Raw genomic sequence first — 23,856 nt, 5'->3', positions numbered from 1 at the left:
AATACAAGGAGTAGCCGATGTCCGGTTCAATGGCCCACGCCTTCGCGCACAACTTTCTCGGCCACTCACCCCGCTGGTACAAGGCGAGCATCGTCGGTTTCCTGATACTCAACGCCCTGGTGTTGTGGACGGTAGGCCCGGTGGCGGCCGGTTGGCTGCTGGTGCTGGAATTCATTTTCACCCTGGCCATGGCCCTCAAGTGTTATCCGCTGATGCCTGGCGGGCTGCTGCTGGTTGAAGCGCTGCTGCTGAAAATGACCACGCCGCAAGCGCTTTATGACGAACTGGTGCACAACTTTCCGGTGATCCTGCTGCTGATGTTCATGGTGGCGGGCATCTACTTCATGAAAGACCTGCTGCTGTTTCTGTTCTCTCGCCTGTTGCTGGGGGTTCGCTCCAAGGCCCTGCTGGCCTTGATGTTCTGCTTTCTCTCGGCGTTTCTGTCGGCGTTCCTCGATGCCTTGACGGTGACGGCGGTGATCATCAGTGCCTCCGTGGGGTTTTATTCGGTGTATCACCGCGTCGCCTCGGGCAATGACCCGCGCCAGGACAGTGAGTTCAGTGATGACCAGCACCTGCCCAAACTTCATCATGAAGACCTCGATCAATTTCGTGCGTTCTTGCGCAGCCTGCTGATGCACGGCGCCGTGGGCACGGCATTGGGCGGTGTTTGCACGCTAGTCGGCGAGCCGCAGAACCTGCTGATCGGCCACGAAATGGGTTGGCACTTTGCCGAGTTTTTTCTGAAAGTCGCGCCAGTTTCATTACCGGTATTGGTCGCAGGTCTGGTGACCTGCGTCCTGCTGGAGAAATTGCGCTGGTTCGGTTACGGCACGTTGCTACCGGAAAACGTACGCACCGTACTGGCCAATTACGCTGCCGAAGACAACGCCGAACGCACCTCGCGCCAACGCGCAGCCTTGATCGTTCAAGGGTTGGCGGCGCTGATTCTGGTTGGCTGCCTGGCGTTTCACGTGGCTGAAGTGGGTCTGATCGGTTTGATGGTGATCGTGTTGATCACCGCCTTCACGGGCATTACCGACGAGCACCGCATCGGCAACGCGTTCAAGGACGCCATGCCGTTCACGGCATTGCTGGTGGTGTTCTTCGCGGTGGTCGCGGTGATCCACGATCAGCAGCTGTTCACACCGCTGATCCAGTGGGTGCTGGCGCTTCCGGTCGATCAGCAGCCAGGCATGCTGTTCATTGCCAACGGTTTGCTGTCGGCCATCAGCGATAACGTGTTTGTGGCAACCATTTACATCACCGAAGTGAAACAGGCGTTCATCTCCGGCCACATGAGCCGTGAACACTTCGAAACCCTGGCCATTGCAATCAATACCGGCACTAACCTGCCGAGCGTGGCGACGCCTAATGGCCAGGCGGCGTTCCTGTTTCTGCTGACGTCGGCGATTGCGCCGCTGATTCGTCTGTCGTATGGCCGGATGGTGTGGATGGCAGTGCCGTATACGGTGGTGATGGGTGTGTTGGGTTGGTATGCAGTCAGTTTCTGGCTTTGAGTCGACAGGTTTGACGCCTTCGCGGGCAAGCCTCGCTCCTACAGGCCCATCGCTGACCTGTAGGAGCGAGGCTTGCCCGCGAAGAACGATAACGCGGTTTAACCTGCGTTGAGGATGTACCGCTCAATCGCCTGCGCCGCGCCGTCTTCGGTGTTGGCGCCTGTCACCACATCGGCCTGGCGCTTCACCGCTTCTTCCGCCTGCCCCATGGCAATCGACAAGCCGGCGCGATGAAACATCGCCGGGTCATTGCCGCCATCGCCCATCGCGGCGGTTTGCTCCAGCGGCACACCGAGAAACTCGGCCAGTGTCGCCAACGCGGCGCCCTTGTTCGCCTGCATCGCCGTCACGTCCAGATACACCGGCTGCGAACGCGAGACCTGTGCCTGGCCCTCCACTTTCGGCAACAGCTGCGCTTCCAGTTCGATCAACAGTTGCGTGTTGTTGCTGGTGGCAACGATCTTGTCGATGCGCGTCAGAAACGGCTCGAAGCTCTCGACCACCACCGGCGGATAACCGAGGCCGTGCTGCTCGCGCGGCACCATCGGCCCGTCCGGGTCTTTCAGCAACCAGTCGCCACCACTGAACACCCAGACTTCAACGTCCGGCTGATCGGCAAACATTGCCAACGCCGTCAGCGCAGCCGTGGCCGGTAAATAATGCGCAACCAGCAAACTGCCGTCCGGATTGACGATCGTGCCGCCATTGAACGCCGCCGTCGGCAGGTCGACGCCGAGGGCCTCGATCTGCTGCAACATGGCTTTCGGTGGACGCCCGGTGGCCAGGCTGAACAGCACGCCAGCCTCGCGCAAGGATCGGACAGCTTCAATGGTGCGCTGGCTGAGCGTGTGATCCGGCAGCAGCAACGTGCCGTCCATGTCGCTCAGCAGAAAACGGATGGGTTGTTGCGTGACATCACTCATCCGAGGCTGTGCCAGACGCGACCGTCGCGAGCCAGCAGTTCATCAGCCGCCTTCGGGCCATTCTCGCCGGCCGGATAGCTCTGTACGCTCGCATCCTGCTGCAAGGCATCGAGGAATGGCTGCACGGCGCGCCAGCCGTTCTCGATGTTGTCGGCACGCTGGAACAGCGTCTGATCGCCGGTCAGGCAATCGTAGATCAGCGTTTCGTAGCCGGTGGACGGCTGCATTTCAAAGAAATCCTTGTAGGCAAAACCTAACTCGATATTGGCCATTTTCAAGGCCGGCCCGGGCCGTTTGGCCAACAGGTCGAACCACATGCCTTCGTTGGGTTGAATCTGGATCCGCAGGTAAGTCGGTTGCAGCTCATCGACCTCGGTATCGCGGAACTGCGCGTACGGCGCGGGCTTGAAGCAAATGACGATCTCGGTGTCACGCACGCTCATGCGCTTGCCGGTGCGCAGGTAGAATGGCACGCCGACCCAACGCCAGTTGTCGATCATGACTTTTAGCGCGACGTAGGTTTCGGTATTGCTGTCCGGCGCTACGTTGCCTTCCTCGCGATAACCGGGCAAGGGTTTGCCATCGAGTTCGCCGGCCGCGTATTGGCCGCGCACCGAGTTGGCCCGGGCCTCTTCCGTGGACCACGGACGTATCGCCCCGACTACTTTGGCTTTCTCGCCACGAACCGCATCGGCGCCAAAGGCTGCCGGCGGTTCCATTGCCACCATCGCCAGCAACTGGAACAGGTGATTGGGCACCATGTCCCGCAGGGCGCCGGTGTGTTCATAAAAACTGCCACGGGTTTCCACGCCAACGGTTTCAGCGGCGGTGATCTGCACGTGGTCGATGTAATGGTTGTTCCAGAACGCTTCGAACAGGCTGTTGGAGAACCGGCTGATCAGAATGTTCTGCACGGTTTCCTTGCCCAGGTAGTGATCGATCCGGTAGATCTGGTTCTCCGACATCACCTTGAGCAAACACGCGTTCAACTCTTCAGCGGTGTGCAGATCGGAGCCGAACGGTTTTTCGACCACCACCCTTCTGAAGGCTTCGGGTGTCTCTTGCAGCAAGCCGGCAGCACCGAGACGGCGCACCACTTCACTGAAGAAACGTGGCGCGGTGGCTAGGTAGAACACCGCGTTGCCCGTGCCGCTGGCGGCGATTTTTGCCGCCAGCGCTTGATAAGTGCTGTCGTCCAGGAAGTCGCCCTGGACGTAGCTGATGCCTTTGGCCAGTTTGGCCCACAGCGCCGGGTCAAGGGCTTCATCGCCCTTGCCGACTTTGGTGGCCGCTTCGGTCCGAATGAAATCTTCGAGCTTCTGCGCAAAGGCTTCGTCACTGATGGCGTTGTGGTCAACGCCGATGATCCGCAGTCCATCGCCAAGCAGACCGTCGCGACTCAGGTTGTACAGCGCCGGCATCAGCAAGCGCTTGACCAGGTCACCATGGGCACCGAACAAGAACAGCGTGGTCGGTGGTGCGGGTTCTGCCTTGGATTTATTGCGGATCAGACGCGTCATTTTTTCGCAGTCTCCACATGGCCGCCGAAGCCGAAGCGCTGGGCCGAGAGAATCTTGTCGCCAAAGGTGCCTTGGCCGCGCGAACGGTAACGGGAGAACAGCGAGTTCGACAGCACCGGTACAGGCACCGATTGCTCCATGGCGGCTTCGATGGTCCAGCGGCCTTCACCGCTGTCAGCCACCGAGCCTGAGTAACCGTCGAGCTTCGGATCGCTGGCCAGCGCGTCGGCGGTCAGGTCGAGCAACCAGGACGACACGACGCTGCCACGGCGCCAGACTTCGGCAATGTCGGCAACGTTCAGATCAAAACGCTGATCTTCCGGCAGGTTGGTGCTGGCCTTGGTCTTGAGGATGTCGAAGCCTTCGGCGAAGGCCTGCATCATTCCGTATTCGATGCCGTTATGGATCATCTTCACGAAATGGCCAGAGCCTGCGGGACCTGCGTGGATGTAACCGCGCTCGGCGCGATCGTCTTCCGACTTGCGGTCCTTGGTGCGAGGGATGTCGCCCATGCCCGGTGCCAGGCTATCGAACAGCGGATCAAGGCGTTTCACCACCTCGGCTTCGCCGCCGATCATCATGCAGTAACCGCGCTCCAGGCCCCAGACGCCGCCGGAGGTGCCGACGTCGATGTAGTGCAGGCCTTTCTCCGACAGGGTTTTGGCCCGGCGGATGTCGTCCTTATAGAAGGTGTTGCCGCCGTCGATGATGGTATCGCCGGCTTCGAGCAAGGTGCTCAGGGTGTAGATGGTGTCTTCGGTCGGTGCGCCGGCCGGCAGCATGACCCACACCGCACGTGGTTTGGCCAGGCCTGCGACCAGCGCCGGCAGGTCGATGACGCCCTTGGCGCCTTCTGCGGCCAGGGTGTCGACAAAGGCGGTATTGCGGTCGTAAACAACGGTGGTATGCCCGTTGAGCATCAGGCGACGCGCAATATTTCCGCCCATGCGGCCCAGTCCAATAATCCCGAGTTGCATGTGCTGATGCTCCCTACTACAAATAATATGTGTCAAAGGTTATAGCCCAACGCGACTAATGTGGGTTAGTCCAGAGCGTTGGCGTGAAGTTTCCGGGCATTGTGCCCGATCCTGATTGATAACGTCGGAAATCGCACCGAAGACACAACGACCATGAAAAATAAAAAAGTTCCATTCAGGGGCAAAAGAAATCAAAATTGGCGCCGATAGTAAATCAGCACCCGATTTCGGGGGCGGGCTTACAGTTGAGACAGCCATTTGCGAGGTGAGCAATGGGCACAGTACAAGCAGCACGGCCAGCACAAACCCTTTACGTCACGATCCGTCGTGATGAATTGCGCCAGTTGAAAGAAGAGCGCGACCTGTTGAAACAGGAGCTCGCGCAGCTGCGCTTACTCACACAAAGCTCTTCGGCTCAGCCCTTGCCCGTCACTCAGCGCGCTCCGCACGCCTGATTCCCTCGCTTGATTCGGAAACAGCCTTCTGCTGTTTCCGACACCGCTTCCCTGCCTTGCCGTTTGCGGCAACTCACAAAGTTTTCACATCGACCTGTTGATACTCCGGCTCATTATGGCCGCTCGGTATCCGTGCGGCTTCCGTTCGTCGGCAACATGGAAGGCTCCCGACGTGTCGACGTGATTTCTTGGAGCGCTGAATGACTGTGTTCAAACGCAGCACTACGACTGCGAAAGGTTTTGATTGGGCAGGATTTCTCTGGTTGTTCCTGTTCTTCTGGTATTTTTCCGGCATTACCCAACTGCTGATTCAGCTGACCGGCACCTCGGGGTTCACCGGTTTCCGCCAGGCCTTTGTGATGAGCGCCATCTGGCTCGCGCCGATGCTGCTGTTCCCTAGACAGACACGGGTGATGGCCGCGTTGATCGGCGTGGTGCTGTGGGCCTGTTCGATGGCCAGCCTGGGTTACTTCTTCATCTATCAGCAGGAATTTTCCCAGAGCGTCATCTTCATCATGTTCGAATCGAACATCTCTGAAGCTGGCGAGTACATGACCCAGTATTTCGCCTGGTGGATGGTGGCGGCGTTCCTCGCCCACACGCTGTTCGCGTATTTCCTGTGGACTCGCTTGCGCCCGGTGTACATGCCCCGCGGTCGTGCGCTGGTGGCCGCCACCGCCATCCTGGTGGCCGTGGTCGGTTACCCGCTGATCAAACAAACTGCACGCACCGGCAGCCTGGCCGGCGGCTTCGAAAAATTCGAAACCCGTATCGAACCGGCGGTGCCTTGGCAGATGGCGGTGGCGTATCACCGTTACCTCGACACGCTGGCCGGCATGCAAGACATGCTCGACAGCGCCAGCAAGATCGCGCCCCTGAAAAACCTCAAGGACACGATGGCCAACCAGCCCGCGACCCTGGTGCTGGTGATCGGCGAGTCCACCAACCGTCAGCGCATGAGCCTCTACGGCTACCCGCGTGAAACCACGCCGGAACTGGACAAGCTCAAGGATCAAATGGCGGTCTTCAACAACGTCATCACCCCGCGCCCGTACACCATCGAGGCGTTGCAGCAGGTGCTGACCTTCGCCGACGAGGAAAACCCGGACCTTTACCTGTCCACGCCGTCCCTGGTCAGCATGATGAAACAGGCGGGCTACAAGACCTTCTGGATCACCAACCAGCAAACCATGACCAAGCGCAACACCATGCTCACGACGTTCTCCGAACAGGCTGACGAGCAGGTGTACCTGAACAACAACCGCAACCAGAACGCCGCGCAGTACGACGGTGACGTCATCGCGCCGTTCAACAAGGCACTGGCAGATGCGGCGCCGCGCAAGCTGATCGTTGTGCATTTGCTCGGTACGCACATGAGCTACCAGTACCGTTACCCGCCAACCTTCAACAAATTCACCGATCGCAAAGGTGTGCCCGAGGGCGTGCGTGACGATCAGGTGCCGAAGTACAACAGCTATGACAACGCCGTGCTGTACAACGACTTCGTGGTGTCGAGCCTGATCAAGGACTACGCCAAATCCGATCCGAACGGCTTTCTGATGTACCTCTCGGACCACGGCGAAGATGTCTTCGATTCCCCGGGCCACAGCACGCTGGGGCGCAACGAGGCCAAGCCGACGGCGCCGATGTACACCATTCCGTTCATGGCCTGGGCTTCGCCGAAATGGCGTGAAACCCACGACTGGAGTTTTGCCGGTGATCTGGCGCGGCCTTACAGCAGCTCGCACCTGATTCACACTTGGGCCGATCTGGCGGGTTTGAGTTTTGATGAACTGGACCGCAGCAAGAGCCTGGTCAGTGACAGCTTCAAGGCGCGTCCGTTGATGATCGGCAATCCGTACGAGCGTCAGTCGCGCCCGTTGATCGACTTCAGCCTGATGAAGCCCAAGGCCAAACCTGGCGATCCGGAAGTTGCGCATAATTAGGCCACAAGCGCACACCTTGTAGCAGCTGGCGAAGCCTGCGTTCGGCTGCGAAGCAGTCGTAAAACCTGTGCATGCGGTATTCCTGGAGTACCCATCGTCTGATTTCACGACTGCTTCGCAGCCGAACGCAGGCTTCGCCAGCTGCTACAGGTCGTGTGTTTGCTGCTTTCTTCCGTATGAAAGCCACTTCCGAAACATCTTAAAATAACAATTATTCTCGTTTAGAACTAAATCCCCTCTCCCTCCTTCGTCTTTGAACAAACGGAATTTTTCCCTCGAAGACAAGGAGTCGGCCGCGATGTTCGCGCCTATCACCCGTTCCATAACCTTTACCATGGGCCTGTGCAGTGCTGCCCTGAGCCCCGAGCTGCTGGCTGAAACCGTCCCCGACCAGGAGCCGAGCCGCACCCTTGAACTGGGCGCCACCAATGTGACCGCCCAAGGACTGGGCGCTACCACCGAAAACACCGAGTCATACACCACCGGCGCCATGAGCACCGCGACGCGGCTGAAGCTGTCGATCAAGGAAACGCCGCAATCGGTGTCCGTGGTCACGCGCCAGCAGATGGACGATTTCAAACTCAGTACGCTCTCCGAAGCCATGAGCCAGACCACCGGCGTGGTGGTTCAGCACAACGACTCGGACCGCATCAGCTATTCGTCCCGCGGTTACCCGATCAACAATTTCCAGATCGACGGGATGCTTAACACCTTCGGCTACATGAAGTCCGATTCCGACACGATCATCTACGACCGCATCGAAGTGGTTCGCGGCGCGACCGGCCTGACCACGGGTGCCGGCGATCCATCTGCGACGATCAACATGGTGCGCAAACGACCGACCGCGCAATGGCAAGCCCAGACCGGTGTCAGCGGTGGCAGCTATGACGATTACTACAGTTATGTCGACGTCGGCGGACCGCTGGCCTTCGACGGGCGCCTGCGCGGTCGCGGGGTGCTGGCCTATCGCGACAGCGGTTCCTACCGAGACAAGTATGAGCTGCAACGAGAAGTCGGCTACGGGATTCTCGAAGCCGACCTGACCGACGACACCGTGCTCGCCGTGGGTTACGACTATCAGGACAAGCAGGTGCAAGGCACCTCCTGGGGCACCGTGCCCTACTGGAACGCTGATGGCAGCAAAGCCGACCTGGGACGCTCCACCAACATGGCCACGCCGTGGAGTTCCTGGCCGCTGAAGGACAAGACCGCGTTTGTCACGCTGGACCAGCAACTGGGCGCCGGTTGGCAGCTCAAGGCAGCCTACACCCACCGCGAAAGTGACACCGACGGCAAGATTTACTACGGCGGTGGCGGCTTCCCCGAGGCGGATCGCAGCGGCATGTCCGCCAACGTCAGCCACATGATCGGCACAGAAAAAATGAAGGCCTATGACTTCAATGTGTCCGGCCCTTATTCGCTGTTCGGGCGCGAGCACGAAATGATGATCGGCTATGGCGAATCCGAACGCAGCGAAGATAACCCTTACACCGTAGACGGCGCACGGTCGTTGGATTACGAGAAAGTCCCTGACTGGAAGTACATGGGCGGCATTCCCAAATTCCCCGACACCGTCACCGGCCTGAAAGGCTCCGATGAAAGCACCCGGCAAAAGGCCGGTTACCTGGCCACGCGCCTGACCCTGACCGACGACTTGCACGCGGTACTCGGCAGTCGCTACGGCAGTTGGGAGATCTCGAAAAACACCTACACATACGACAGCAACCTGCAACGGACCGGTGTCGAGGCCATCAGCCAGCAGCATCACGACATCTGGACGCCGTACGCCGGGTTGCTCTACGACCTCACGCCTGAATACACGGTGTACGTCAGCTACACCGACATTTTCAAGCCGCAGGACGACCGCGACAGCAATCGCAAATACCTCGAACCGGTGGTCGGCAGTAACTATGAGCTGGGGCTCAAGGGCAGTCTGCTGGAAGAGCGACTCAACCTCGCCACCGCGGTGTTCTGGAGCAAGCAGGACAACGTCGCCGAACGCGACGACTCGGTGCCACCAGATCCGGTCACCGGCGAGGAATTCTTCAAATCGGGCGGCAAAGGCAACAAGGTTCAGGGTTTCGAAGCCGAGGTCTCCGGCGAGGTGATGGCGGGCTGGAACATGACCGCCGGTTACACCTACACCCACTCGGTCAATGGCGAGAAGCAGCGCAACAACACCGCCCAGCCGTTAAACATGTTGCGCTTCTCTACGGCCTATCGCCTGCCCGGCGACTGGCAGGCACTGACCGTGGGCGGCGCGGTGAACTGGCAAAGCGACGTCTACCGTGCCGCCAGACGCCCGGTCGGCCGGGGTGCCAATGGCGAAATCATCACCGCCAGCACCAACATCCGCCAGGAGGCGTACACCGTGGTCAAACTGATGTCGCGTTACGAGTTCGACAAGCACCTGTCGGCTTCACTGAACGTCGACAACCTGTTCGACAAAAAGTATTACGACAACGTCGGGTTCTACAACGGCGTCTATTGGGGCGACCCGCGCACGGTCACCCTGAGCCTGGACTGGAAGCTCTGAGGCGGTTAATTCCCAAATAGCGGAATCGGCGGATAATGTCCCGGCAACATTGGTTCATGGACGAAAGGCACCCGATATCCGTAGTGGGAGGCAAACCATGAAACGTACCGCGTTGATCCTCGCCAGTCTGATGATGTTCGGCTCGACCGCTGCCTTTGCTGAAGGTGGCGCCGAGCGCATGAGGTATTACTTCGAAACCCTGCATCTCAAACAACAGCAGGCTAATGGCGTCGAAACCAGATCTATTGAACTGAGGGTTCCGAACGATCAAACCGCACAGGTGACCGAAACCTATCGGCCGAACTAAACGATGACTAGCGGGCATCCTGAGGGGCTAATGCCGATCAGTTACGCAATTTCTGCGGCAACGCAATTTTGTAGCAGCTGGCGGAGCCTGCGTTCGGCTGCGTAGCAGTCGTAAAATCAGACCATGCGGTGTTTCAGATGGACCGCAAACTCAGGTTTTACGACTGCTTCGCAGCCGAACGCAGGCTTCGCCAGCTGCTACAAAGACCGCGTTACGGCTTAACTGACTGGCATTAGTCCTGATGGACGCCTTTTTTGTGCCCGTTTCAGGCGCCCAGCAGCACACCAAAAATACCGCCCAGCAGCACCAGCAACCACGGCGGACATCGCCAGAACAGCAGCGCCATCAACGCCATCGCCGCCAACAGCGCATCCAGCGGGCTGAGGATCGAGGTGGTCCACAACGGCTGATACAACGCGGCCAGCAGTAATCCGACCACTCCGGCATTCACCCCGGCCAACGCCGCTTGCACCCGGCCATTGCCACGCAACCGCTGCCAGAAAGGCAGCACGCCGATCACCAACAGCAGCGACGGCAGAAAAATCGCCACGACGCACACCAGCGCACCACTCCAACCGCTGATGGACCCGCCGAGAAACGCCGCGAACGTGAACAACGGCCCCGGCATCGCTTGAGCGGCGGCGTAACCGGCGAGAAACACGTTATTGCTCAGCAACCCCGTGCTCACCACCTGACTTTGCAACAGCGGCAACACGACGTGGCCACCGCCGAACACCAGCGCTCCCGTGCGGTAGAAACCGTCGAACAAGTTGATCAACGAGTCCGGCCAGCGGTGCGCAATCAGCGGCAAAACCAGCAACAGGACCACGAACAGACCGAGCGCCAGCCAGCCTGCCCGGCGGCTGACCCGAATCGACAAGCCCTCCCGTTGCGCTCCATCTGCGTTCTGTAGCAAAGCCAACCCGATCAGCGCCGCCAGGGCCATCACCGTCATCTGCCCGGCAGTCGTTGGCCAGAGCAACACCCCGACAGTTGCCACCAGCATGATGCCCACACGCACCGGACCTCGGCATAACGTGCGGGCCATTCCCCACACGGCGTGGGCAACCACGGCGACAGCGACGATTTTCAGCCCGTGAATCAAGCCTGCTGGTAATGCCCAGCCACCGTGGGTGATGGCGAACGCCAACAGCGTGAGGATCAGCGCCGAGGGCAAGGTGAAACCCGCCCACGCCGCCAATGCCCCCGCATAGCCGCCACGGGACAGTCCCAGCGCCATGCCCACCTGACTGCTCGCCGGGCCCGGTAGAAACTGGCACAGGGCAATCAATTCGGCGTAGGCGGCTTCGCCCAGCCAGCGCCGACGCTGCACGAACTCACTGCGAAAATAGCCCAGATGCGCGACGGGGCCGCCAAACGAGGTCAGTCCCAGACGCAGGAAGATCAGGAAAATCGTCCACGGTTTGTCTGCCATGAGTGACCTGCCCTGCCCGCCTTCGAGGCTGTTCATGGGCCGTTAAAGTTCCTTGGTCCAGAACAGCATGCGGCCATGGGCGGGGTCGAACATGCCTGGCGCAAATCCGAACTTGTCATAAGAGGCCTGCGCGACGGCATTGCCCTCGAGGACTTCCAGGGTGATCTTGCAGCAGCCTCGTTGCCGGGAGATGTCTTCAACTTTTTGCAGCATCTTCTGGCTCAACCCCAAGCCGCGAAATTTCGGCACCACCGACACATCGTGCACGTTGACCAGCGGCCGGCAGGCGAAGGTCGAGAACCCTTCGAAGCAATTGACCAGCCCGGCAGGCTCGCCGCGGACAAACGCCAGTACGCTGAACGCATGAGGACGCTTGGCCAGTTCTCCCGGCAGTTGTTGCAGGAGGTCTTCGGGCAATGGCTGCCCGCCGCCCATCGGGTCTTGGGCGTAGGCATTGAGCACCACACCGAGGGCCTCGGCATGCAGCGGATTGGTGTAGCTGGCCTGAAGTACCAGAATTTCTGCGGATTCCATTTCCATCGTCAACGTCCCGTCAAGTTGTCCCGGCACGTCTGTCGCGCCGGGAGGTCGACGGACATTATCGCGAGGTGCAGTCGTCGACAACCCGAACCTGTCTCAAACGCCCCAGATTAGCGTTTCGGTCCAGCCCAGTTCGGTAAAATCCTCGGCCCTCAACCGCGATTCACCGGCGCAGAAAAATTCGTCCAGTTGCGGTGGTTTGACCGAAGTGCCGCTGAGCATGGCGTGAACCTGACCGCGATGATGAAGCTGGTGCTCGAAGAGGTGCGACAGCAGGCGCAAACGGCTGTCATGTTGCGGCGTGTCCCGGGCGATGGTCACGATTCGCCCCAGGTCGGCGTCGCGCAATTGTTCGCAGTAGGCAATCAGGCGACGGTCGACATGCGCTTGTTCACGCTGCAGATCGGCGCCCGCCGCGAACGGTTCGTCCTCGGTGAAGAACACATAGCAATCAGGGTGCGGATCGTCACCGCGCAACTCCCGCTCCAGTGCATCCACGTAAAACCAGTCGCAGGTCAGGATGTGGTTGAGAGTGGCGATCAGGCTGGGAAAGAAGCTGACGCGCGGGGCTGCCAGCTCGGCCGGGGTCAACCGATTCCACGCCTTGGCGAGTCGGTAATTGGCCCAGGCGTTCTGATAAGCCATGGTCAGCAAATGATGAGACAGGGGCTGGTTCATCTTCGCGGCTCCCGGTAATTAGGCTTCGGCGAAACGTTGCAGCTGCATTTCCTGTAAACGGCTTAACGTGCGGCGGAACGGGAATTCCAGATAACCCTCGGTGTACAACGTCGCCATCGGCACCTGCGCTTCGAGGTACAGCGGCACCTTGCGGTCGTAGCACTCGTCCACCAGGGCAATGAAACGCCGGACACCGTCGTCATGCACCGACAATTGCGGCAGCTCGCGATCACCGGCCACCACTCGCTCGGCCCCGTCTTCGGTGCCTCGGGCGATGCGCCCTTCGCGTTTCTGCGCGCTGAGGTTGGGCACGTCACTCAACAGAATAGCGCTGAAGGTGTCGCACAGCGCCATGAAGTCCATCGCCGCAAACGGTTGTTCGCACAGATCGGCGTAGCGGCACCAAAGCACGGTGGCACTGGCCTGCACCACGTTGACTGAACGGTAACCGACTGTGATCGGCGCCTCGGACAGCGACTGGCCGGCGGTCAGCGCCTTGATCGCTTCTCCAAGCGCGCTGGGTTGCCCGGGCGCCGTCACCCAGTAACGTTGCAGAGCCGCGCCGGGATGCAGGCGATGGTCTTCGCTGCCGTCCACCGCGATCACCTGCATGTGCTTTTTGATCGCCTCGATGGCGGGCACAAAACGGTCGCGGTTGAAGCCATCGGCATACAGCTGGTCCGGTGGCTGATTGGAGGTGCAAACCACCACTACGCCCTGCTCGAACATCACCTGAAACAAACGCCCGAGAATGATCGCGTCGCCAATGTCGTTGACGAACAGTTCATCGAAGCACAACACCCGCACTTCTTCGCTCAACTCACGGGCCAGTGCCTTCAACGGGTCGGCGGTGCCGGTCAGCTGGAACGAGCGCTGATGCACCCATCCCATGAAGTGGTGAAAGTGCTGCCGCCGGGCCGGGACCTTGAGGTTTTCGTAGAACTGGTCCATCAACCAGGTCTTGCCCCGTCCGACCGGGCCCCAAAGGTAAACGCCGGTGACCGGCGTGCGGCCTTCATGCAAGGCTTCGTGGCATTTTTGCAGCGCCCACACGGCATGTTCCTGGGCTTCGTCCTGGACGAAGCCCTTCTGTTCGATGGCGTGTTGCCAGGCGCTTAGGGGAGAGTCGACATTCATGCGCGGGAGTATACGTTCCTTGTGTAGCTGCTGCCGAAGGCTGCGTTCGATCACGAAGCGGTCGCTTCGATATCCCTGTTCTCACCGATATACCGAGTCGCCAGGTTTTGCGCCTGCTGCGCAGGCGAACGCAGCCTTCGGCAGCTGCTACAAAGATCGCGTTCGGTTTAGAGAGAGATGTCTAGCCGGGCGATCTTGCCCTGTTCATTGAGGCGGAACATGTACCGCAGCTCCAGCGGACTGCCGGGAAACGTCCCGGAAATCAGGTTGTGCACCAGCACTTTGCCGGTGCGCAGCTGAACGTCGAGCACTTCGACACGTGGTTCATAGCGTTGCGCGGTGTCTTGCATCCATTGGGCAATGGCTTGCGTGCCGATCCGGTGCTGACCTTCATCGAACACGTTGGCATCCTCGGCAAAAAAACTGCCGACCCGCGAGGTGTCGCGGGCATTGGCGGCGGCAATGTAGGCGGCGATGGCGGGTGCCAGTGAAGAGGCTGGATTGGACATGTGTGCGGCTCCTTGTTTATTGATTCTGGAGCCATGCTAGAACAGGTCTGTGTCAGTTCTTGTCAGGAGTGAAACGCCCCGCTTCATCCAGTTGCATTTGCTTGCGCCAGGTGCGCAACAGGTCGCTGCGCCGCCCCGGATAGCGTCCGCCCTGTTCATTGGCGGCGGAAATCCGGTCGGTGCGAAACGTTCGATAGGCTCCACGCAATTCACACCAGGCGACAATGATCCGCACTTCATTGAGAAAGCCCAGCGCCAGTGGCCAGATCAGCCGCTGACTGGGCACCTGATGGGCATCCGCATAGTCTATGCTCAGCCTGGACTGATCGCGGATGGCTTGGCGAAACACGTTCAACGGCACTGCATTTTGCGGATAACCGTAGCCGCGCGGGCCCGGCAGCACCGTCGGGTTGCGCAATGCATCTTGAGCTTCAGGGGCCAACACGGCAGCAATCTTCGCCAACGCGTCGGCCGCGGCTTTGCTCAGCACCTCGTCGCCACGCTGATCCACGTAACGCAACCCGAGCACGATGGCTTCGGTTTCGTCGGCATTTAGCATCAGGGGCGGCAGGAACAAACCGCTGCGCAACACATAACCGACCCCCGCCTCACCGAAGATCGGTGCGCCCAGCGCGGTCAGTTCGGCGATGTCGCGATACAGCGTGCGTTCGGAAATCTCCAGTTCACCGGCGAGCGTCGCGGCAGTGGCCGGACGACTTTTACCTCGCAGCACTTGCAGCAACGTGAGTAAACGAGTGGTACGCGACACGATCTGTAGTCTCTTTCCTGAGAAGTTGACGGAGCTTAGCAGAGGCTCCTGTCAGAAACTGGCAGCAGTAAAGACCCCGGTGGTCGGCCCTTTTGTCCTGAATGGAAAAGCGTCTTGACGGCTCATATTACTCGCATCATATTAAATACATGTTGCTAGACATTTAAATCAATCCCGCTGTCGTTCTTCAGGAGTTCACCTCATGCATTACAAAGTCTTCGGCCGCAAAACCGGCTTGCGGGTTTCGGAACTGGCGCTGGGCGCCGGTAACTTCGGCACCGGCTGGGGCCATGGCGCCGAGCGTGACGAAGCCAAGCGCATTTTCGATGGTTACCTGGAAGCCGGCGGCAACTTCATCGACACCGCCAACGGTTATCAGGCGGGCCAGTCGGAAGCCATGCTCAGCGAGTTCATCGCGCCGGAACGAGATCGCCTGGTCATCGCCACCAAATACACCATGGGTACCACGCCCGCCGCGGGCATTTCCCACACCGGCAATAACCGCAAGAACATGGTTCGCGCCGTAGAAGAAAGCCTGAAACGGCTCAACACCGATCACATCGACCTGTTCTGGGCCCACATCAGCGACGGCGTCACGCCAATGGAAGAGATCCTGCGGGGGTTTGACGATCTGGTGCGTGCCGGCAAGATTCACTACGCCGGGCTGTCGAACTTCCCGGCCTGGCGTATCGCTCGCGCCGACGTCCTGGCCGAAGTACGTGGCTTTGCGCCGATTGCAGCCATACAGGCCGAATACAGCCTGGCCGAACGCACCGCCGAACGTGAGCTGCTGCCGATGGCCGAAGCCCTCGGGCTGGCCGCTACTATCTGGTCGCCCCTGGGTGGCGGGTTCCTCACGGGCAAATACCGCAACAGTGATGAGAACAATCGCGCCGCCAAACTCGGCATGCTGATTCACACCGAGAAAAGCGCCCACGAAACTGCCCTGCTCGACACATTGCTCGCGGTGGCGGCTGAACTTGGCGCCACGCCGACCCATGTCGCCATTGCCTGGCTGCGGGAAAAGGCCAAGCGCTCGACGACAGCGCTGATTCCGATTCTTGGTTCACGGACGCGTGAGCAACTGGATGCGACGTTGGGCGCGCTGGAGGTGCAATTGAGCGCTGAGCAATTGTCGCGGCTTGATGAAGTCAGTGGTGTGCCGAAGGGCGTACCGCATGAAACGATTGCCGGTTCGGCAGCGCGGTTCAACGGGGCTGAGACCCTCGACCTGCCAATCATCCCGGTCGCCTGAAAAAGCTTCGCGGGCAAGCCTCGCTCCTACAAGGATCACATCGAACCTGTAGGAGCAAGGCTTGCCCGCGAAGGCGTTTTACCGGTCGACCTTATGTCTGGCCGCATAAAGGCAGAGCATCTCCATCGCCAACGTCGCCGCTGCCAGTGAGGTAATGTCCGCGTGGTCGTAGGCCGGCGCCACTTCCACCACGTCCATTCCCACCAGATTGATCCCGCGCAACCCGCCGAGTATTTCCAGCGCCTGCACCGTGCTCAAACCACCACACACCGGGGTTCCGGTGCCCGGTGCGAAAGCAGGGTCGAGACAATCGATGTCGAACGTCAGGTACACCGGGTTATCCCCCACCCGCGCACGGATCGCCTCGACGATCGCCTCACACCCTTGCCGATGCACTTGCCGCGCATCCAGCACCGCAAAGCCCTGGTGATCATCATTGGTGGTGCGCAAACCGATCTGCACCGAGCGCGACGGGTCCACCAGACCTTCCTTGGCCGCGTGCCAGAACATCGTGCCGTGATCGACGCGCTTGCCCTCCTCGTCCGGCCAGGTGTCGCTGTGGGCGTCGAAGTGAATCAACGACAGCGGACCATGTTTGCGCGCATGAGCCTTGAGCAGCGGGTAACTGATGAAGTGGTCACCGCCGAACGTCAGCATTGCGCAACCGCCGTTCAGGATGTGCTCGGCGTGGGCCTCGATGCTTTCCGGCACCGAGTGCGGCGAGCCGTAATCGAAGTCGCAATCGCCGTAGTCAATCACCGCCAAATGATCGAACGGGTCAAAGGTCCACGGCCAGTGGCGCTCCCAGGCGATGCCGGTAGACGCGGCACGAATCCCGCGCGGTCCGAAGCGCGCACCGGGACGGTTGCTGGTGGCGGTGTCGAAGGGCACACCGCTGACCACCACGTCGACGCCGCGCAAATCACGGCTGTAGCGACGACGCATGAAACTGGTGATACCGGCGTAGGTACTTTCGGCGGCAGTACCAAAGAGGCTGTCGCGGGTCATGGCCTGATCGTTTTGCATCGGGACGTCCATGGTGATCTCCTTGTTATTTATTGGCGGCTACGGAAAGTGGTCCACAGACGTGTGCGCGAGCGCATGTCCTTGAGGCTCATGCTGCGGTCGGCGTACAACCGTTCGCGGGTGTCGGCCAGTGGGTAGATGTCCGGATCGGTGCGCACGGCTTCATCCACCAGCGGCGTCGCTGCCTGGTTGGCCGTGGCAAAGAACAGTGTGTTGGTCAGCGCGGCGACGGACTCGGGACGCAGCATGAATTCGATGAACGCCCGGGCCGCTTCGGGGTGCGGCGCGTCCTTGGGAATCGCCAGGTTGTCCTGCCAGACCAGCGTGCCCTCCTTGGGAATCCGGTAGGCCACCTCGAACGGTTTGTTGGCCTTGCGCGCCTGGTCGGCGGCCATGCTGGCATCACCGTTGTAGGTCAATGCCAGACACACGCTGCCATTGGCCAGATCGCTGATCTGCCGCCCGGTGGCGACGTACAGCACATTGGGCTGCAACTGATGCAACAACGCCTCGGCGGCGGTCAGATCAGCCTTGTCGGTGCTGTAGGGATCTTTACCGAGATAGTGCAACGCCAGGCCGATCACCTCTTGCGGCGAATCGAGAATCGCAATGCCGCAGTCCTTCAACTTGCTGGCGTATTGCGGCTTGAACAGCAAGTCGAGGCTGTTGAGTGGCACACCCGGCAAGCGCTGTTGCACCGCTTCGACATTCATCCCCAAACCCAGCGTGCCCCAGGTATAGGGCACGCCATAACGGTTGCCGGGATCGACGGCGGCGAGTTTTTCCAGCAAGTCCGGGTCGAGGTTGGCGTAACCCTTGAGCCCTTCGTGAGGAATTTCCTTCAGCGCCCCGGCCGCCAAACCACGTGCCAATACGCTGGATGACGGCACCACCACGTCGTAGCCGCTGCCGCCGGTGAGCAGTTTGGTTTCCAGCACTTCCGAAGAATCGAACGTGTCGTAACGCACGTGAATGCCGGTTTCCTTTTCGAAACGCTGCAAGGTTTCAGGCGCCACGTAATCGGCCCAACTGTAGAGGTTGAGGGTCTTTTCCTCAGCCTGGGCCGACACGGCCATGGCGAGGAACAGCGCGGGTAAACACAGCTTGAATGCGGGAGCCATGACGAACACCTGACCAGAGGAAGTGGTTGCAGCGTGCGCGCTCGGATACATTGGCGAAATATCAAGTTTGTTAACCTGACTTTATTGCGGAGTAATGTTTGATGCTCGGTCAACTCCACGACCTCGACCTGCAACTGCTGCGCTTATTTGTCCGCGTGGTGGAGTGCGGCGGTTTCAGCGCGGCGCAAGGCGAACTGGGTTTGAGCCAGTCGAGCATCAGCCAGCAAATGGCCAAACTCGAAACCCGGCTCGGCTATCGCTTGTGCAGTCGCGGCAAGGGTGGATTCAGGATCACGCCCAAGGGCGAACAGTTGCTGAGCGCGACGCGCGGACTGTTTGAATCCATCGAAGCGTTCCGTCATCAATCCAACGGCGTGGCGGGTCGGTTGATCGGTGAAGTGCGCCTGGGCTTGTCCGAGGCTCTGGATCAATCGGTGCTGCAAAAAGTCGCCGATGCCATCCGGCGCTTTCGTGAACGTGACGAATCGGTGCGTATCGAGTTGATGAGCGCCATGCCCGGCGAGATGGAACGCTTGCTGCTGCAACAACGGCTGGACCTGGCGATCGGCTATTTCTCCCAGGTGCAAAGCGCGTTTGACTACCGCGAACTGTTCAGCGAAACCCAGCACCTGTATTGCGCTCCCGGGCATCCGTTGTTCACCAACGATGCGCCAGACGACCTGGCGTTGCAGGCGTGCGACCGGGTCGATCACCCTTATCGTTTCCTGCGCATGGATGAGCCGTTCCAGGGAAAGCTGTGTTCGGCCAGGTCGGAGCAGGTCGAAGGCACCCTCGCCTTCGTGCTGTCCGGCAAACACGTCGGTTATTTGCCCAATCACTTTGCCCGTGGCTGGGAAGACAAAGGCTTGCTGCGAGCCGTGCGCCGGGATGAGATGAGCTTCGACGTGGCGTTTCACCTGGCGCGCCATCGCGCTCAAGTGCCGGGGGATGCGCAGAAGGCGTTTGAAGAGGATCTGCTCGCCGCGTTCACCTGAAGATCAAAAGATCGCAGCCTCGTTTCACTCGACAGCTGCTACATTTTGGAACGCGATCCCCTGTAGCAGCTGTCGAGTGAAACGAGGCTGCGATCTTTTGCCGTTAGCGGGCGCTTTCTGGCATCCTGCGCCTCCATTTTTTGACCTGGCCCCTGGCGCTTTCCTCGTGACCCCTTCCGAACACGCAAAACCCCCGTCCCGTTCCGACCTGATCTACGGCCTCAACGATCGCCCCCACCTCACCGCCACGGTCTTCGCCGCCCTGCAACATGTGCTGGCGAGTTTCGTCGGCATCATCACGCCAACCCTGATCATGGGCGGCGCCCTCGGCCTGCAAAGCGAAGTGCCGTACCTGATCAGCATGGCGCTGTTTGTCTCGGGCCTGGGCACGTTTGTTCAGGCGCGGCGGTTCGGCCCGATCGGTTCCGGGCTGTTGTGCCTGCAAGGCACCAGCTTCTCGTTTATCAGCGTGATTCTCAGTGCCGGGTTCATGGTCAAGGCCCGGGGTGGCGGCACCGATGAAATCCTCTCGACGATCTTCGGTGTGTGCTTTTTCGCCGCGTTCATCGAAGTGGTGTTGAGCCAGTTCATTGGCAAGCTGCGGATGCTGATCACGCCCGTGGTGACCGGCACCATCATTACCCTCATGGGCCTGTCGCTGATCAAGGTCGCCATGACCGACATCGCCGGCGGCTTCGGTGCAGCGGACCTTGGCGCGGCCAGTCATCTGGCATTGGCGGCGCTGGTGCTCGGCACGATCGTGGTGTTGAACCGGGTCGATGTGCCCTTCCTGCGCCTGGGGGCGATTGTCATTGGCCTGACCCTCGGTTATGTCGTCGCCTGGCTGATGGGCGACGTCAATTTCACCAGCTTGCCCGACGTGCCGCTGATGAGCGTGCCGGTGCCGTTCAAGTACGGCTTCAATTTCGATTGGGTGGCGTTTGTGCCGGTGGCGGTGATTTTCCTGGTGTCGCCACTGGAAGCGGCCGGTGACCTGACCGCCAACTCGATGATTTCCCGGCAGCCGGTCAAGGGCCCGGTCTACATCCGCCGGATCAAGTCCGGTCTGCTGGCTGATGGCCTCAACTCGGCCATGGCGGCGGTGTTCAACAGCATGCCGATGGTGACCTTCGCGCAGAACAACGGCGTGATCCAGCTTACCGGCGTGGCCAGCCGTTACGTGGCGTTCTTCATTGCTGGTTTGTTGGTGCTGCTGGGGCTGTTCCCGATGATCGGCGCGGTGCTGCAATTGATGCCTAAACCGGTGCTTGGCGGCGCTGAACTGGTGATGTTCGGCACCGTAGCGGTGGCCGGGATCAAGATCCTCGCCGAAGCCGGTTTGCATCGACGCAACATGCTGATCGTGGCGATTTCCATCGGCATGGGCCTGGGTGTCGCCGCGGTGCCGGAAGTGTTGCGCGAGCTGCCGAAGGCGCTGCACAACATCTTCGAATCACCGATCACCGTCGGGGCGTTGTGCGCTATCGTGCTGAACATCTTCCTGCCCGAAGAATTCATCGAGCTGGAAGAGGACGATTTCGATCCGGAAGCCTCGATCCTCCAGGTCATGGAGAATCCGGATGTCCCGGCCAAGGGTGAACCCGCACGGCCTGCGGCGGTCGCACAGTTGAATCGCTAGAAAGGCTCGAGGGTTGAGCCGTTGGCGGTTCAGCCCTTTTCTACACGAGAGCCCGTTCATGCGCAGAGTCCACGCGACAATTCTTTCCCTGCTGTTGCTCTCCCTGAGCGCCTGCGCCCTCTTCCCCAATCGCGATCCGTTGAACATCAATGTGGTCGGCATCGAGCCGCTGCAAAGCCAAGACATGGAAGTGCGTTTTGCGGTGAAGATCCGCGTGCAGAACCCCAACGAATCGCCGATCGACTACAACGGCGTGGCGCTGGACCTGGAGGTCAATGGCCAGCCGCTTGCCTCCGGTGTCAGTGATCAGTCGGGCTCGATTGCACGCTTTTCCGAAACCGTGTTGACGGTTCCGGTGAGTGTTTCGGCGTTTTCGGTGATACGCCAGACACTCGGCCTGAGCCAGACGCAAACGCTGAACAACCTGCCTTACGTGCTGCACGGCAAACTGGCCGGCGGTTTGTTTGGCACGATGAGGTTTGTTGATACTGGCAAACTGAGCTTGCCGGGTGCGACTGCCGGTAACTGGTAAATCGATGAATATCCCATTGTGGGAGTGAGCCTGCTCGCGATGACGATTTATCACTCAGCATTGAAGTTGCCTGACACACCGCTATCGCGAGCAGGCTCGCTCCTACAGGAGGGTTATTTGTTGAAGCGGACGCCGGGTCTGACGCGTTCGTCGACGGTCAGCTCAAACACGTCCGGGCGCGCGTAGTGACCGACCACATCGAAGTCGTAACGCGCGCGGATCAGGTCGTCGGTGTCGATTTCAGCGATGAGCAACCCCGGCCCGTCACGCAACGGCCCCGCCAGAATGTCGCCCATGGGTCCGACGATCACACTGCCGCCGGCAATCAGCGGTCGATCCGCCGGCCAGTTGGCGATCTCCACGCCCAAGGCTTGCGGTGAGTCCTGCACCTGACACGCGCTGACCACAAAGCACCGCCCTTCATGGGCGATGTGGCGCATGCTGACCTGCCACATTTCCCGCTCATCCACCGTCGGCGCGCACCAGACTTCGATGCCTTTGGCGTACATCGCGGTGCGCAGCAGCGGCATCATGTTTTCCCAGCACACCACCGCGCCGATTCGCCCGACCTGGCTGTCGATCACCGGCAGCGTCGAGCCATCGCCCTTGCCCCAGATCAGTCGTTCAGTGCCGGTCGGCATCAGTTTGCGATGCTTGGCGACCAGCCCGGCCTGCGGATCAAACAGCAGCGCGGTGCAATGCAACGTGCTGCCGGCGCGCTCGATGACGCCGATCACCAGGTTGGCCCCAGTGCGAGCCGACAATCCGGCCAGGGCTTCAGTTTCGGCGCCGGGCACGTCGATGGCGTTGGCAAAATACCGGGCAAACGCCTCGCGACCTTCCGGCAGACGGTAGCCCAGTTGCGTGCCAAAGCCTTCGCCTTTGGGGTAGCCACCCAGCAACGCCTCGGGCAAGACCACCAGCGCCGCGCCGGATTCGATAATCGCGTTTTCCCAGGCGAGAATCTGTTCAAGGGTTTCGGCCTTGCCACCGGGCAAGGCGCCGATTTGCAACGCTGCAACAATGGACTTGGGCATGGCGGTCACTCCGAAAGCAATGAGGTGTTGCCCATTCTCATGCGCCACGGGATCATGAATAAAGCCCGATTCACTGCTGAATGATATGAGCCAAATGAATATCGCCACTGTTGACCTCAACCTGCTCAAAGTCTTCGAAGCGCTGCATGAAGAGTCCAGCGCCAGCCGCGCGGCACTGCGCCTGGGCGTGACGCAATCGGCCGTCAGCGCAGCGTTGCGACGGCTGCGCGAGATGTATGGCGATCAGTTGTTTGTGCGCACCGGCCGTGGCCTGGCACCGACGCTCAGGGCCAACCAGTTGAAACCGGTGGTGAGCGATGCGCTGAACAAATGCCGGCAAAGCCTGGCGATGGTCGATCCGGCGGCCAATCATTACGACGGACGTTCGGTCACCGTGGGCTTGTCGGATGATTTCGAAATTGCCTACGGGCGGCGATTGATCGAGGCGATTGCGCTCAGTGCGCCGAAGTTGCGCCTGATCTTTCGGCAAACTCACAGCCAGATCGTCGCTCAGGCGCTGATGGAGCGCAGCATCGATCTGGCCATCACCGCAGGCGGGTTTACCGAGCGGTTGCTCAGTCGTCAGGTGCTGGGTGAAGGCGGTTATCTGTGCCTGGTGGATCCGCTCAGTCTGGCGCAGGGACAGCAGACAATCAGTCTCGAGGAGTTTGTGGCCCGCGAGCACATTCTGGTGTCGTCGGGCGGCTTTATCGGGATCACCGATGAGGGATTGGCGGCGTTGGGGCTGAATCGGCGGGTGTGCGCTTCGACGACACACTTTGCGGCGTTGCCGCACTTGCTCAAGGGCAGTCAGGCGGTGGCGACCATTCCGGCCCACGCCGCCGAAAGTATTGCGGAGCTCTGCGGACTGGCGCTGCTGCCCTGCCCTTTGGCCTTGCCGCGCTACCCGATCGAACTGGGCTGGCGCACCAGCACGCAGCTTGATCCGGTGGTGTTGAACGTGCGCGAGGCCATTGTCGCGAGTTTTACCTGAGGCGG

Annotated in this window: 22 protein-coding genes; 10 read left to right on the top strand and 12 right to left on the bottom strand. The window is 60.3% G+C overall.

The features are described 5' to 3' along the window. Positions 1-17 precede the first annotated feature (17 nt). A complete protein-coding gene (nhaB, locus tag ACYZT6_RS11945; RefSeq protein WP_462027051.1) occupies positions 18-1,520 on the top strand; it encodes a sodium/proton antiporter NhaB in 1,503 nt (500 codons plus the stop codon). Positions 1,521-1,618: 98 nt separating this feature from the next. Here nhaB and ACYZT6_RS11940 read toward each other — a convergent pair whose 3' ends face one another. The 3 genes from ACYZT6_RS11940 to gnd are packed head-to-tail and all read right to left on the bottom strand — an operon-like array spanning position 1,619 to position 4,940. Next, a complete protein-coding gene (locus ACYZT6_RS11940) occupies positions 1,619-2,443 on the bottom strand; it encodes an HAD family hydrolase (protein WP_462027050.1) in 825 nt (274 codons plus the stop codon). Beyond that, positions 2,440-3,963 carry a glucose-6-phosphate dehydrogenase gene (gene zwf, locus ACYZT6_RS11935; RefSeq protein ID WP_462027049.1) on the bottom strand — a complete coding sequence of 508 codons (1,524 nt, stop codon included), beginning with the start codon at positions 3,961-3,963 and terminating at the stop codon, positions 2,440-2,442. The genes ACYZT6_RS11940 and zwf overlap by 4 nt, the downstream gene beginning before the upstream one ends. Beyond that, the gene (gene gnd, locus ACYZT6_RS11930) at positions 3,960-4,940 is read right to left on the bottom strand and encodes a phosphogluconate dehydrogenase (NAD(+)-dependent, decarboxylating) (RefSeq protein WP_462027048.1); all 981 of its coding nucleotides are present in this window, start codon (positions 4,938-4,940) and stop codon (positions 3,960-3,962) included. Before gnd ends, zwf begins: the two co-directional genes overlap by 4 nt. Before the next feature lie 272 nt (positions 4,941-5,212). Here gnd and ACYZT6_RS11925 point away from each other — a divergent pair, with 272 nt between their 5' ends. From ACYZT6_RS11925 to ACYZT6_RS11910, 4 genes are all read left to right on the top strand, one after another. After that, positions 5,213-5,395 (top strand): DUF6026 family protein, encoded by a 183-nt coding sequence (locus ACYZT6_RS11925; protein WP_109630878.1) that lies wholly within the window; start codon positions 5,213-5,215, stop codon positions 5,393-5,395. A 200-nt stretch (positions 5,396-5,595) separates the two neighbouring features. After that, a complete protein-coding gene (locus tag ACYZT6_RS11920) occupies positions 5,596-7,341 on the top strand; it encodes a phosphoethanolamine transferase CptA (RefSeq protein ID WP_462027047.1) in 1,746 nt (581 codons plus the stop codon). Between the two features lie 298 nt (positions 7,342-7,639). Beyond that, positions 7,640-9,877, top strand: coding sequence for a TonB-dependent siderophore receptor (locus ACYZT6_RS11915; protein WP_462027046.1), 2,238 nt, complete (start codon positions 7,640-7,642; stop codon positions 9,875-9,877). Positions 9,878-9,974: 97 nt separating this feature from the next. Then, a complete protein-coding gene (locus ACYZT6_RS11910; protein WP_462027045.1) occupies positions 9,975-10,184 on the top strand; it encodes a hypothetical protein in 210 nt (69 codons plus the stop codon). Between the two features lie 265 nt (positions 10,185-10,449). Here ACYZT6_RS11910 and chrA read toward each other — a convergent pair whose 3' ends face one another. The 6 genes from chrA to ACYZT6_RS11880 form a co-directional block, all read right to left on the bottom strand. After that, positions 10,450-11,655, bottom strand: coding sequence for a chromate efflux transporter (gene chrA, locus ACYZT6_RS11905; protein WP_462027044.1), 1,206 nt, complete (start codon positions 11,653-11,655; stop codon positions 10,450-10,452). A gap of 6 nt (positions 11,656-11,661) precedes the next feature. Next, positions 11,662-12,153: a GNAT family N-acetyltransferase gene (locus ACYZT6_RS11900; protein ID WP_462029940.1), complete on the bottom strand. Its 492-nt coding sequence runs from the start codon at positions 12,151-12,153 to the stop codon at positions 11,662-11,664. Between the two features lie 102 nt (positions 12,154-12,255). Continuing rightward, entirely contained in the window at positions 12,256-12,837 is a 582-nt protein-coding gene (locus tag ACYZT6_RS11895) for a DinB family protein (RefSeq protein ID WP_462027043.1), read from the bottom strand. A gap of 18 nt (positions 12,838-12,855) precedes the next feature. After that, positions 12,856-13,974: a cell division protein ZapE gene (gene zapE, locus ACYZT6_RS11890; protein WP_462027042.1), complete on the bottom strand. Its 1,119-nt coding sequence runs from the start codon at positions 13,972-13,974 to the stop codon at positions 12,856-12,858. A gap of 167 nt (positions 13,975-14,141) precedes the next feature. Continuing rightward, the gene (locus tag ACYZT6_RS11885) at positions 14,142-14,483 is read right to left on the bottom strand and encodes a nuclear transport factor 2 family protein (protein ID WP_131058650.1); all 342 of its coding nucleotides are present in this window, start codon (positions 14,481-14,483) and stop codon (positions 14,142-14,144) included. 52 nt (positions 14,484-14,535) lie between these two features. Next, the gene (locus ACYZT6_RS11880) at positions 14,536-15,252 is read right to left on the bottom strand and encodes a helix-turn-helix transcriptional regulator (RefSeq protein WP_462027041.1); all 717 of its coding nucleotides are present in this window, start codon (positions 15,250-15,252) and stop codon (positions 14,536-14,538) included. A gap of 202 nt (positions 15,253-15,454) precedes the next feature. Here ACYZT6_RS11880 and ACYZT6_RS11875 point away from each other — a divergent pair, with 202 nt between their 5' ends. Then, entirely contained in the window at positions 15,455-16,507 is a 1,053-nt protein-coding gene (locus tag ACYZT6_RS11875) for an aldo/keto reductase (RefSeq protein ID WP_462027040.1), read from the top strand. 78 nt (positions 16,508-16,585) lie between these two features. Here ACYZT6_RS11875 and speB read toward each other — a convergent pair whose 3' ends face one another. Together speB and ACYZT6_RS11865 are read right to left on the bottom strand one after the other, a co-directional pair. After that, complete coding sequence (speB, locus tag ACYZT6_RS11870) at positions 16,586-17,545, bottom strand: agmatinase (RefSeq protein WP_462027039.1); 960 nt, start codon at positions 17,543-17,545, stop codon at positions 16,586-16,588. 17 nt (positions 17,546-17,562) lie between these two features. Continuing rightward, positions 17,563-18,654, bottom strand: coding sequence for a polyamine ABC transporter substrate-binding protein (locus ACYZT6_RS11865; RefSeq protein ID WP_461981954.1), 1,092 nt, complete (start codon positions 18,652-18,654; stop codon positions 17,563-17,565). Positions 18,655-18,755: 101 nt separating this feature from the next. Between ACYZT6_RS11865 and ACYZT6_RS11860 the strand changes: the two genes are divergently transcribed. The 3 genes from ACYZT6_RS11860 (at position 18,756) to ACYZT6_RS11850 (ending at position 21,820) form a co-directional block, all read left to right on the top strand. Continuing rightward, the gene (locus ACYZT6_RS11860; RefSeq protein ID WP_462027038.1) at positions 18,756-19,649 is read left to right on the top strand and encodes a LysR family transcriptional regulator; all 894 of its coding nucleotides are present in this window, start codon (positions 18,756-18,758) and stop codon (positions 19,647-19,649) included. A gap of 166 nt (positions 19,650-19,815) precedes the next feature. Further along, the gene (locus ACYZT6_RS11855) at positions 19,816-21,288 is read left to right on the top strand and encodes a nucleobase:cation symporter-2 family protein (RefSeq protein ID WP_462027037.1); all 1,473 of its coding nucleotides are present in this window, start codon (positions 19,816-19,818) and stop codon (positions 21,286-21,288) included. A gap of 58 nt (positions 21,289-21,346) precedes the next feature. Beyond that, positions 21,347-21,820, top strand: a complete 474-nt coding sequence (locus ACYZT6_RS11850; protein ID WP_462027036.1) for an LEA/WHy family protein — start codon at positions 21,347-21,349, stop codon at positions 21,818-21,820. A 113-nt stretch (positions 21,821-21,933) separates the two neighbouring features. On the opposite strand, the gene ACYZT6_RS11845 is transcribed toward ACYZT6_RS11850, so the two are convergent. After that, positions 21,934-22,857, bottom strand: coding sequence for a carbon-nitrogen hydrolase family protein (locus ACYZT6_RS11845; RefSeq protein ID WP_462027035.1), 924 nt, complete (start codon positions 22,855-22,857; stop codon positions 21,934-21,936). An 85-nt stretch (positions 22,858-22,942) separates the two neighbouring features. Between ACYZT6_RS11845 and ACYZT6_RS11840 the strand changes: the two genes are divergently transcribed. Then, positions 22,943-23,851 carry a LysR family transcriptional regulator gene (locus ACYZT6_RS11840; protein WP_462027034.1) on the top strand — a complete coding sequence of 303 codons (909 nt, stop codon included), beginning with the start codon at positions 22,943-22,945 and terminating at the stop codon, positions 23,849-23,851. Positions 23,852-23,856: the final 5 nt, after the last annotated feature.

The organism is Pseudomonas sp. RT6P73 (assembly GCF_054897715.1).
The sequence above is the reverse complement of the archived record's forward strand: the minus strand, read 5'-3'. Positions and strand labels throughout refer to the sequence as shown.